Source organism: Paenisporosarcina sp. TG-14, assembly GCF_000297555.1.
Classification (GTDB): Bacteria; Bacillota; Bacilli; order Bacillales_A; family Planococcaceae; genus Paenisporosarcina; species Paenisporosarcina antarctica.
The window spans coordinates 1-12,867 of the sequence record NZ_AMGD01000024.1; the positions used below are offsets into that span (position 1 = coordinate 1).

General features: G+C 38.5%; 9 protein-coding genes. All 9 read right to left on the reverse strand.

Annotated elements, in window-relative coordinates; all coding sequences use genetic code 11:
* Positions 1–270 precede the first annotated feature (270 nt).
* Entirely contained in the window at positions 271–2,061 is a 1,791-nt protein-coding gene (locus C406_RS0108930; RefSeq protein WP_017380265.1) for an L-lactate permease, read from the reverse strand.
* A 438-nt stretch (positions 2,062–2,499) separates the two neighbouring features.
* Entirely contained in the window at positions 2,500–3,594 is a 1,095-nt protein-coding gene (locus tag C406_RS0108935) for a sugar diacid recognition domain-containing protein (protein WP_017380266.1), read from the reverse strand.
* An 88-nt stretch (positions 3,595–3,682) separates the two neighbouring features.
* Entirely contained in the window at positions 3,683–4,465 is a 783-nt protein-coding gene (locus tag C406_RS0108940; protein ID WP_017380267.1) for a fumarylacetoacetate hydrolase family protein, read from the reverse strand.
* Between the two features lie 133 nt (positions 4,466–4,598).
* Positions 4,599–6,779 carry a malate synthase G gene (locus C406_RS0108945; protein WP_017380268.1) on the reverse strand — a complete coding sequence of 727 codons (2,181 nt, stop codon included), beginning with the start codon at positions 6,777–6,779 and terminating at the stop codon, positions 4,599–4,601.
* Positions 6,780–6,830: 51 nt separating this feature from the next.
* Entirely contained in the window at positions 6,831–8,288 is a 1,458-nt protein-coding gene (locus C406_RS0108950) for an FAD-binding oxidoreductase (RefSeq protein WP_017380269.1), read from the reverse strand.
* Positions 8,279–9,658, reverse strand: coding sequence for a (Fe-S)-binding protein (locus C406_RS0108955; protein ID WP_017380270.1), 1,380 nt, complete (start codon positions 9,656–9,658; stop codon positions 8,279–8,281). Before C406_RS0108955 ends, C406_RS0108950 begins: the two co-directional genes overlap by 10 nt.
* Positions 9,659–9,660: 2 nt before the next feature.
* Positions 9,661–10,989: an FAD-binding oxidoreductase gene (locus C406_RS0108960; RefSeq protein WP_026045650.1), complete on the reverse strand. Its 1,329-nt coding sequence runs from the start codon at positions 10,987–10,989 to the stop codon at positions 9,661–9,663.
* Positions 10,990–11,069: 80 nt separating this feature from the next.
* Positions 11,070–11,774: a FadR/GntR family transcriptional regulator gene (locus tag C406_RS0108965; protein ID WP_017380272.1), complete on the reverse strand. Its 705-nt coding sequence runs from the start codon at positions 11,772–11,774 to the stop codon at positions 11,070–11,072.
* 417 nt (positions 11,775–12,191) lie between these two features.
* Positions 12,192–12,695 (reverse strand): DUF6933 domain-containing protein, encoded by a 504-nt coding sequence (locus tag C406_RS19415; RefSeq protein ID WP_017380273.1) that lies wholly within the window; start codon positions 12,693–12,695, stop codon positions 12,192–12,194.
* Positions 12,696–12,867 lie beyond the last annotated feature (172 nt).

Sequence of the window (12,867 nt, forward strand, 5' to 3'; positions counted from 1 at the left end):
GCGACGAGGAGGCTGAAGCCGTGTCCGCGGAAAGCGTCCATCTGAAACGGGAAGCAACGGGATACTTGGTAGACTACATAAAAAATAATGCCGTAAAAGAGCAGTTTTACTGACTTTCTAGACAGTCCAAATAAATCAATCAATTATAGCCGACTAAAATTCATCACCAACGTCATTTGAAAAAGAACCAACATGTGAAAAAATAAATATACAAGGCCAAGGGATTGTCCCTTGGCCTTGTATATTTTTAACACATTATACGAAGTACAATCAAACCGCCTTGCGCAATTCTTTTGGTTTTTTGATTTCCAATAAATCTGTTCTCTTACGGTTAGTTGCAATAATGTAAATAGCAATACAAGCAATGAGAACGGCAATAAGTGTACCTAGATTGAAGATACCTTTTTGTGAGTACCATACAATTGAGTATCCAATGGACCCCGTTAACAGAGCATAGTACACAAATGGTAGGAATGTTTTCCGGATAATATCGCCTTCTTTTCCTACTAAACCTACTACTGCAGACGCTGCTACAACGTTATGCACAGCAATCATATTCCCTGCTGCTCCACCCACGGCTTGGAGAGCCACAATCCATGTAGCGTCAACACCCATCTGTGATCCTACATCAAATTGGAATAATGAGAACATCATATTACTTACCGTATTACTTCCAGCAATAAAGGCACCTAATCCACCAATAAATGTAGCGAAGAACGGCCAAAAATCTCCAGCTAGTGCTACTGCACCATTTGCTAATTCAATTGGCATTCTATCAAACCCTGCTGCTCCACCACCCGTGTTTAAGAATACTTGAACCATTGGAACTGTGAAAATAAGGGCTGTCGATGCGGCAATCATCGTTTTACCAGACTGAGTCCAAGCACGTTTGTATGAGCTAAAATTCATCCCGTGAAGGAAGTATGTGATTAAGGAAACAGCAATAAAGATTGTACCTGGCAAATACAATGGCTGAAAGCTTGATGTAATGCCCGAATCAAAAATATTCTCAAACTTTACTGTCCATGATTGCGCCCACCCAAGAAATGGTAGCGTTTTCAATCTTGTTAACACTAAGAATAACCCGATTAAAATATAGGGTGTCCATGCACGAATCATGCTCATGCTTCCACTCTTATGTGCGATATCTTTTATTTCAAGCTGCCCAACCCATTCAGGATTCCACTTTGATTTTTCTTCAAAATCCCATATTTCATCTTTAGGAGGCATAAGGAAACCTTTTTTTGCTGCAAAGACGACAATTGTTAAACCAACTAATCCCCCAATCATCGATGGGAACTCAGGACCAAGAACATTGGCTACAATTACATAAGGAATGGTCATGGAAAAAGCTGCGAACAATGCAAACTTCCAAACCTTAATTCCTTCGCTAAACGATTTATTTTTACCAAAAAATCCTGTCATCAATGCCACTACAATAAGTGGTACGAGTGTTCCAGCAATCATATGAAGAATTGCCACTTGGCCACCAATCGCGGTGACTAGTGCAAGAAAGTTATCCGTGATACTTGCATCTGCAGATAATCCTGTCTGGATTCCAACGAGTATTGGAGTTCCAACAGCACCAAAGGATACTGGTGTACTTTGAATAATCATTCCCGCAACAACAGCCGGCATAGCTGGAAACCCTAATCCGACCAATAACGGAACTGCCACTGCAGCGGGTGTACCGAATCCTGCAGATCCTTCTATAAATGAGCCAAACAGCCAAGCAATAATGATAACCTGAATGCGTCGATCTTCAGAAATATCTGTGAATCCCTGGCGAATCCTTTTAATTCCTCCACTTTCTTGCAGAGTGTTTAACAGCAAGATGGCACCAAAAATAATGAATAATAAAGTCCCCGCTACAACAAGACCATTAATACTTGCAGCTGCAACAGTTGCACCCGGCACTTTCCATATAAATAACGCAAGTACAATTGCGACCAAATAAGAAATGGGCATGGCTTTACTTGCGGGCCATCTAAGACCAACTAAAAAAATTGCTACTACTAAAATAGGTAAAAGTGATAAGAAAGCTAACATCCCAGTACTCATTTATATTTCCCCTTTCAAGAGTGTGCATATGTCATACACATAGATTAAAATCTTTTTGTATGCAGTTCATTATAAATTCAAAGAATATTCAGGTAATTTATTCGAAAAGTGAAAGACTATTAAGGGCAGCATCTTACACACATTGCACTTTTTCTTACACATCTTCGTTTAAGGATGTGACCACTTCTGTCTGTCTCTCACTCCTTTCATAGTAGGATACATTTTGACATTTCTGGTTGAAGTAAGTTATAAATTCCTTTAAAGCCATAATAGATTCCTGCATCAATTAAAACCTTAATTGATGACAGTAGTTTACTTATATAATAATATTATTTAAATAGTCAGACTACTATAGAGTAAGGACCATATTTATTCATTAAATATTTACAATTTTTGTCCAATAATACAAAAAACACAATTTTAAAAAAGGGTAATCCATTACTTTTTTGATAACATGCAAATTGCTGTGTAAATCATTGTTAAATCTTTCTTATCATTTAAATCAATTCCCAGCATCATTTCAATCTTATTTAAACGATATTTTAATGTGTTTTTATGAATATGTAATTCTTCTGCTATTTCGTGGAGAGAATCTTTCTTATGAAGCCATACTTCCAGATTGTGCAATAATTCTTCTTCTGCAAGAAGAGGAGCAATCGTGCGACTTAAAAATTCGTCCTGAATCTCTTTTGGAATAGAATAATAGAGTAATTCCAGTTTTAAATCTTCCTCAAAAATAATTTTCTCTTGTCTTTCAGAAACATCGACTGCCATTTCAGCTTGTAGAAATGATTTAGGAAGCTGATGAAAAGTATTTATTTCTCCAACTCCAATATTCACTTTTTGTTTAGTAATTTTCAGAATTTTTACTGATAAACTTTCTAATCCTACTAACAATTGTTCTTTAGGAATAGTAGGAATCAATAAAACAAGTTTTTCCATTCCCCAACGTACGATTTTTAATTTAGGATGGATCGTTTGAATATGTAACAAGTTCTCAATAAAGGTGATGTCAAACTGTTTATATGTTTGAATGACAGCAACTCGTGTGTAAAGTGATGGATCAATATCCAATAATGTGGCGCGTTTATCTATCGAATCGATACTAGCTTCTGTCATCAATAAATCAAAAACAAAAAATTCAATTTCACGAAAAACACGTTCTCTTTGTTCCCGCATGATAAACTCTGTAACAAATAGTTCTGATACTTTCCTAACTAGCTTTGCATACTTCTCAATCTCTAGTGGCTTTCCCGTAATCCCTATAACTCCAATAGGCGTATCGGAAATAACAATTGGCAAAACAATTCCTTGTCTGACTCCTTGAAGTTCCTCACACATATCCTTCGTTATATGAAGTTCCTTGCGATTTTCCATCGAAATAAACGCACCTTCATGATACGTATTTAAACGTGATGAATCCTTACTCGCAATCACTATCCCATTTTTATCAGTCACAATCACGCTCTGCTCAATTAAGCTTGCAAGCTCCAGCACGATTTGTTTCCCTAGCACCTGTAAATCAAACACCATCTCACCCTCCGTCACCTTTTAAAACAATAAAATAGTTTACCTGAAATACTTTTTCGAAAGAATTCAGGTAAACTTATGCTAAAAAATATTATCGGGTTTTTGCTTCAACTTTTGCTGCAATAAACGTATTTCGAAGAGACCCGATTTCCTTGATTTCACAATTAATGACATCTCCTACGCCTACTAGCTCTGCACCAACAGGGCTACCTGTTAAGATCACATCGCCTGGTTTAAGTGTCATTACTTTTGTTAGATAAGAAAGCATTTTGCGAATTGGGATAATCATTAATTCGGTCTCGCTATTTTGTTTTTCTATATCATTCAGTCTTGCTTCTACTTTGACTGTAAAAGGATCAAGCTCTGTTTCAATAACAGGACCTAGTGGAGTAAATGTGTCAAACGATTTACCGATTGTCCAATGCCCATCTTGATGGAAAAACTGGGGTGCTGTGACGTCGTTTCCAACGGTATAACCAAATACATAATCTAAAATCTCTGATTCAGATACATTTTTAGCTTCTTTTCCAATCACAACCGCTAATTCTGATTCGAATTTCACTTGATCTATTCCCTCTGGAATGACAATTTCCTCTTCCGGTCCAATGACGGATGAAACTGGTTTAAAGAAAAACACTGGAATTTCCGGCAATACACTTGGAATATCAGCTATTTTGGTTACGTAGTTTGCACCAATTCCGATAATCTGGTTCGGCTCTAGTGGTGCTAATAATTTCACTTCATCTACAGAAAACTCCTTGCCCGTATACTCCCAATCACCAAATATATTACCCTTTATTTCTTTCACCTTATCCTCTATCATAACTCCCTTATATATAGATGAATCCTTTACTTTAAATCTAGCAAATTTCATTTAAGTGCTCCTTTTCAACTAACTTTTTTTGTAAATTAATATACGACTTATTGCATTTGAGTAGACAAGGCATCCCAATTCAATAGAATGCCTAGTTTCCTTCTTCAGCTGCTAATTAGTAAGTCCATTTTGATTATTGTTTTATTGCTAATTTTGCTTTCGCTTCTAGACGTCGACGATGTAAGATTGGCTCAGTGTAACCGCTAGGCTGCGCGTACCCTTGGAATACAAGTTCGGAAGCTGCCTGGAATGCTACTGAATCTTCATAGTCCTTAGCCATAGGCAGGTAATTAGAGTCTCCTGCGTTTTGCTCATCCACTACTTTCGCCATCCGCTGTAAAGTTTCTACCACCTGTTCATTCGTACAAATTCCGTGGTGCAACCAGTTTGCCATGTGCTGGCTAGAAATACGCAGCGTCGCTCGGTCTTCCATTAGCCCTACATTATTGATGTCAGGCACTGTAGAACAGCCAATTCCCTGCTCAACCCAACGAACAACATAACCAAGGATGCCTTGAGCATTATTATCCAGTTCTTGCTGAATTTCTTCAGCACTCCATTGAGGGTTTATTTCAACTGGAATAGTCAAAATATCATCTCGTAGATTTTCTTCCGAATTTTTCGCTAGCTCATTTTGTACCTTTGTTACATCCACTTGGTGATAATGCAGAGCGTGTAACGCTGCGGCAGTAGGAGATGGAACCCATGCAGTGTTTGCACCTGCTTGTAAGTGTCCTACTTTTTGCTCTAACATATTTTTCATCAGATCCGGCATTGCCCACATTCCTTTACCAATTTGGGCACGGCCTTGAAAACCACTAGCGAGACCAGTAATTACATTCGATTTTTCATAGCCCTGTAGCCATTTAGAAGATTTCATTTCATTTTTACGTATCATTGGGCCCGCTTCCATCGATGTATGCATTTCATCTCCCGTTCGATCTAAGAACCCGGTATTAATAAACACAACTCGGTCTTTTACCTCACGAATGCAATTCTTTAAGTTCAACGAAGTTCGTCGTTCTTCATCCATTACACCAATTTTAAGTGTATTTCTTTCCATCCCAAGTAAATCTTCAACCCGCTCAAATAACTGATTGGCAAAAGCTACTTCTTCTGAACCATGCATTTTCGGCTTGACGATATATACAGAACCCTTAGAAGAGTTTTGGTATACACCATTGTTTAATAAAGAATGCTTTGCAAGCAAGCTCGTGATGACACTATCCAAAATGCCTTCCTGGATCTCATCACCGTTGTGGTCTAAAATTGCATTATTTGTCATTAAATGACCTACATTTCGGGCAAACATAAGTGATCGTCCTGACAATGTAAATTCTTCGCCCCTTGGAGAAGAATAGCTGCGATCAGGATTAAGGGTCCGCTTAAACAATTTTTTGTTTTTTGTGAATTCCGCAGTCAAATCGCCTCTCATTAATCCAAGCCAGTTACGATACACTAGCACCTTATCTTCAGCGTCAACAGCTGTTACAGAATCTTCGCAATCCATGATTGTTGTTAAAGCTGCTTCCAATAAAATGTCTTTAACACCCGCTCCATCCGTTTTACCAATCGGATGACTGCTATCTACCTGAATCTCAAAATGTATGCCATTATTTTTTAACAGAATAGCTGATGGACTTTGTGGTTTTCCTTGATAGCCAGAAAATTTCTCCTCATCTTTCAAACCAGTTTGATCTCCATTGACAAGAGTAACGGACAACTTTCCTTCGACGATGCTATAACTTACAGCGTCTTTATGAGAAGAACCTACTAATGGGACGGCTTGGTCCAGAAATTCCCTTGCATACTGTATTACTTTTTCACCACGAACTGGATTATAGCCATCTCCGGTATGTGAGTCTCCATCTTGACTGATGACATCTGTTCCATATAAGGCATCGTAAAGGCTACTCCAGCGAGCGTTAGCTGCATTAATCGCATATCGCGCATTATTTACTGGAACTACTAGCTGAGGTCCCGCTTGAACTGCAACTTCATCATCGACCGATTCAGACGTAATCTGAAAATCATCTACTTCTGGTTCTAGGTAGCCAATCTCTTCCAAAAATGATTTATATTTGCCCAAATTAAACTCTTTATTTTCAATATGCCATCCACTTATTTTATTTTGAATTTCTTCTCGTTTAGCTAATAATTCTTTGTTCTTTGGAGTTAAGTCATGTACAAGCTTTGAAAAGCCTGACCAGAAAAGCTCTTTTTCTATTCCGCTACCTGGAAGAGCCTCTGAATTAATAAAATCATAGAGAATGGGCGCCACTTGAAGATTACTTTCTTTTACATAGTTTACCATTTTATAATTTCCTCCTTTAAAATACCTGTTTTTATTTTTTACTATTTTACTTTAAGAAAAGACCGCTTCTTTCATCACTCTCTTAACTTCCCCACAGCGTCCTGGCGTAGGGAATAATTTTCCAGCATTTAATAGATTATGTGGGTTGAACACTTCTCGGATATTTGTCTGGGCGATAATTTCTTCATCCTTGAATACAAAACGCATTTCTTCTCTTTTCTCGATTCCAACTCCATGCTCTCCAGTAATCGTTCCACCAACATCGGCACATGCTTGTAGACAAGCACTTCCTGCCTCGATTGCCTTTTCAGTTTGTCCTGCAACCCTAGCATCAAATAATACAAGCGGATGAAGGTTGCCATCGCCAGCATGAAAAATATTAGCAATACGTAGACCTGATTCTTTACTAATTTGATTGATTTTGTTTAACACTTCAGGCAGCTTACTTCTAGGAATAACGCCATCTTGTACTAAATAATCCGGTGAAATCGCTCCCATTGCGCCAAATCCAGTTTTACGATTTGCCCACCAGCTCGCTCTTTCCTCTTCATCCTTAGCCGCTCTTACTTCCCGAACGTTTCTGTTCGTGCAAACTTCGAGGATTTGATCAATTTGCTCATCAATTCCTGCTGAAATTCCATCCACTTCTATCAGCAAAACGGCCTCGATGTCCTTAGGATGCCCAACAGGAAAGGCGGCGGCTTCAACACCTTCGATTGCTGTTTTATCCATCATTTCAAGAGCTGCAGGAACTATGCCTGCTGAGATAATATCAGACACTGCCTGACTTCCATCGGCAACACTATCAAAATAAGCAAGCACTGTTTTCTTGCCTTCAGGATTTTTCAAAATGCGCACGGTTATTTTAGTGACAATCCCCAAAGTACCTTCCGAACCCGTTAGGAGACCAAGTAAATCGTAGCCTGGCGCATCAGGAATTCCATTTTCCCCTAATTCGATAATTTCTCCATTCGGCAAGACAACTTCCAGACCAAGAATATGGTTTGTTGTTACCCCATATTTGAGACAGTGAGCTCCGCCTGCATTCTCGGCTACGTTCCCCCCGATTGTGCAGCAAGACTGGCTTGAAGGATCTGGTGCATAATAATACCCTTTGTCAGAGATTGAGTTTGTTAACTTAAGATTGATGTAACCTGGCTCCACGACTGCACGCCTGTTCTCTAAATCGACACTTAACAGCTTTTTCATTTTGACTAAGCTAATAATAACCTCTCCATTTAGTGGAGTCGCTCCTCCACTAAGTCCCGTACCTGCTCCGCGGGCAAGGAAAGGAAGCTGATTGTCAGAACAGTACTTTACGAGCTTGGCCACTTCCTGTGTATCTTTTGGAAACACAACTGCTTTCGGCGAATGCTTATGAATGGTAAACCCATCGCATTCATACGCTAGCAAATCTTCCATATGATATAGAATTGAACGTGCACTCCCAACAATAGTGGCTAGATTATTTATATGTTTATCCTTTGTTTCAATCCCTTTTACTGCCAATTCTCTCCCCCCTCTAAGCCATCCTCTTTTTGATATGCCCAATCCAATAGTTGAATTGTATGAACTACTTTTTGATTTCTTCCATATTTCTCTACGCCCATTGCCATCTGAAGCATGCAACCAGGATTTCCCATTGAAATCATCTCGACGTCTTCAGGGACATTCTTCATCTTATTTTCCAGGATATCTCCTGCCATTTCCGGATTCGTAATGTTGTAAATACCAGCACTTCCACAGCATCGATCTGCGTTTGGCATATGGACCATTTCGACACCTGGGATATTCAGGAGAATGTCCCGCGGTTCCTGACGTACACCTTGACCATGTGCTAAATGACAAGCATCGTGATAGGTAATACGTTTGTTTAGTTGTGCTTTTGGTTTTTCATAGCCCGTGTCATGAAGGTATTTAGTAATGTCTTCTACTTTTGCTGAAAACACTTGGGCTTTTTCGTGCCATTCTGGTTCTTCTTCCCTGAAAAGTTCTGCATATTCCTTCAGCATGCAGCCACATCCAGCAGCATTCACAATTATTTTCCCTGAATCTTTGAATGCTTCTATATTCTGCTTCGCAAGCTTTCTTCCTGTGTCACGGTCTCCAGCATGAACGTGAAGAGCACCACAGCATGTTTGGTTTTGCGGAATCTTCACATCATTTCCATTGCGTGTTAAGACATTGATCGTCGATTCATTAATATCACTGAACATGACATCCATTACACAACCAGTTAATAATGCCACTTCGTTCTTACTTTCACCCTTAGCTTTGACAACACTTTGATTTTTATATTTTTCACGAACGGATTGGTTTACTTTTGGCATTATCGCTTCCATTTCGACCAAATGCCTAGGCATAACTTTAATCAGCTTTGTTTTTCGAACAATTTTTTGAATGCCACTTTTTTGATAAAACCTCAGAAAACTACCGAGTGAATTTAGTCGATTTTGATGAGGAAACAGGCCCTGAAGAAAGAATTTACTTACCACCCCTTTCATTCCTGTTAATGGCATCGCCTGACGAATTTGACCCCGTGCCTCTTCAATCAATCCACCTACATCGACATTTGCAGGGCAAGCTGTTGTACATGCACGACAGTCAAGACAGGCAAAAACAGAATTCGCAAATTGCTTATTTACTTCCATCTTCCCTTCCGCCACTGATTTAATGAGATGGACACGTCCACGGGGAGAATGTTGCTCCTGTCCGGTGAGTTCATAGGTAGGGCAAGATTCCAAACACATTCCACAATGTGTACAATCTGCCCATTTATTTTCGTCTGGTTTATCTCTCCAAAGATAGTTGCTTAAACTTAAACTTTTGTCTGTTTGACATGCTGGAACTTTAAGTAAATCAAGTTCTTTTACACTCATTTTTATATCCCTCCAACGAATCGTTTAGGATTAAGAATCTTGTTTGGATCAACCTTCGACTTAATTCCTTCTAGTAAGAACAAATAGGAAGGTTTATCTCCCCAAACATCTACTTTCTTACGGAGATTTAAAGGCAAATGCTTTACAACCACGTAACCACCAAGTTTAGTAACAAATTCTCGTAGGTGATGAATGGCTAATACGATATCTTCGCTAGAGCCTTTTAGATTTACTTGGCATAATCCATGACCAAGTCCCCCATGCGCCTCCACCATTAAACCGAAAGGATCCTTTAAGAGCTCGCTTTCTTTTATCACCTGAAGAACATCCAAGTTAACTACCCCAATTTTCAAAGCTGCCTCAGTCTTCTTTCCTGAAAGTACGTCGGCTCCGTTTGGACAGATTGTGTAAAACTGATTCCAAAATATATGGGCTTTTTGTTGGGAAAGAATGCTCATATTTGTATCGGATGGCTGCATACTTTTGACAAATCCCTCTTGATAATGGACCGAACTTTCAACATCCTCAAAACTCATTGCTAATGTATAAGTAAATTGACCAGTTAGCTTTTCTGATAAAGAAGGGCTTAATAGTTCTAGAGTGACTGGTTCCATTGTTGAATCTAATAGACTTTTTGAAAATGTTCTGATCGCATCAAGATTTCCTTCTGGGAAAGATAGTAGAATAAGACTTTCAAATTTTGCGAGAGGACGAAGCTTTACAGTTACCTCTGAAACAACTCCGAGTGTTCCCATTGCACCGATAAAAAGTTTGTTCATATCATAACCAGCAACATTTTTTACGACTTTACCACCTGAACGAATGATACTGCCATCTGGATAAATATTTCTAAGTCCAATTACTACATCCCGCGAAGAACCATATCCAAGCCGTTTGGGACCGCTTTCATTTGCTACAATGATTCCACCAATCGTGGCAATCTCAGGCCAAGCAGGATCTAGAGAAATTTGTTGCTTGTGGATCGCTAAGTATTCTTGCAATTGTTTAAAGGGTGTTCCGGCCTTGACGGTCAGGGTCATGTCACCTACTTCATGCTCGACAATTCCTTTATGATTGACCATTGAGAGAAGGATATCAGCAGATTCAATTAAGCCACCAAATCCTCTTTTCGTTCCTCCACCCATCACTGATATTTTTCTCCCATGAGTGTTGGCGTATTTTAAGATAGCCGCAATCTCTTCTTCTGAAGTTGGAAAAACGGTCACCTGCCCCCCGTTACCAAGTGGATGATTTACATCTTCTCCACCTTTAATTTGTTCCTCAGAAATAATTGATTTCAAGTCTGTTAATAGATCTGTAACGTTCAAAATACAAACACCTCCACTTGTTTTTTCATTACAAATGCTCGTTCTTTAAATTCTACTAACATTCGCTTAACTGAAATTCTTTCCTATTCATGCGATGACTGTTGCAAAATGTAGCTTTGCAACATCTCCTCTTCAACAAAATTCAAATGCTCGCTCATCATCCTATGCGCTCTAGCCGATTCTCTTTCTTTAATTGCTTCATAGATTTGAAGATGTTGGTTATCTATCTTTTTAACCGTTTCAGGGTTTTTCTGTATGTATTGATGAAAATCAATCATTGCTTTTTTTGTCGTGGCAGAGATAAATTGCATGAACTGTATTAAAATTTCATTACCTGTTGATTTAGCCATCGCCATATGAAATTGGTAATCAGATTCCCATTTATTCACTGATTGGTTGTAAATACACTCTTCCATCTTCAGCAAATCCTGCTCTGACCTGTGAATTGCAGATTTTTCGGCTATTCCAGTTTCTAAAATTTTTCTTACTTGAAATAGTTCGATGATTTCTTTAGAGCTTGGAAGCAATAGATGATAGTTAAATAATTTTGATGGATCAAACTCACAAATAAACGTTCCTTCTCCCTGCTTCACGTAAACGATTCCTTTTCCACTTAGTGTTGTGATTGCATCTCGGACAGAAGAGCGTCCAACCCCAAATAATTCACAAAGTTCACGAACTGATGGCAGCATCTCGCCGGCCTTAAACGATCCCTTTTCAATTAGCTTTTCAATTTCTTCTGCAACCGTTTGAGATACTTTCTTTGTAGTAATCTTTTCAACATTCACGAAATATCCCACCTATTCTTTCACTTATCACATATGTGACAAGTGAAATCTTTCCATAATTAAAACACTTATTTATACAAATTTCAATAGTTTTTTGAATTTAATAAATATTTAGTGAATTTTAATTGGAATTTGCTTTGGTTTGTGTTTAAGAAAAACCGAAAAACGTTCATCTGATACTTTTTAGTTAGTCTTAGTGCTCAAGTTGGAATAGATAAAATATGAAATTATATATTCGTTTTTTTCTAGACAAGTTCTAAGGGGAGTTCCAAATTTATATTTTCTTATCTCATTAAAAAAAGACCTTTCAACAGTTCAATTGAACTCCCAAAAGGTCTTTTTTAATTACAAATGATAGTAATACAGAAAATTCCTGAGTCGTGTGGAAAGAAATTCTTCATTCATTAACCAACAACATCAAGAATATTGATTGTCCATCTCTTTAACCATCGTCCTACCCGAATAAGTCAACGGGAGCTTCAACATAACAAACTTATTTAATTTACGATTCAACATAAATAGGTCCAAAATACCTTTATTCTCAAACCAGGCATTAATAAAGAGAATCGCCTCGTTCATCTGGCCAATAATAGCGCGCTGACTCGTCTTCATATAACGGAGCACTTCCGCATGCTCCATATACTGCTCAATCTGATTCGGGGTCACACCATCTGCCGCCAAATTCTCCCGGATTCCAACACAAATCATATTGTCCAAACCTTTCAAATCCTTGGCAAGCAATGGACCCAACACAAAATGGTAGCGTGTCTTACTGTTCATGACCACTATGTACTTCTTACGATTAAGTACGAACAAATGCGAATGCCATGAATAGAACAAATCCTGATCAGCATGTGGTTTCTCCTGCAAATCCTTCTTCAAATAATCCCCTAGCTTCTTCGTGCATTGAATCGATAACATCCCATTACCCCCTTAAACACTTTGATGATTATTCATACATCAACACTCTAACATTGGCAGACAAACACGCGTTACCTTCTAATAATTAAAAGAAAGTCACTTTGTGCCACAGCCAGACACACGCCTAAATAGGAAAACAATCGACTCTTGAATCCATATTATATTACCATCT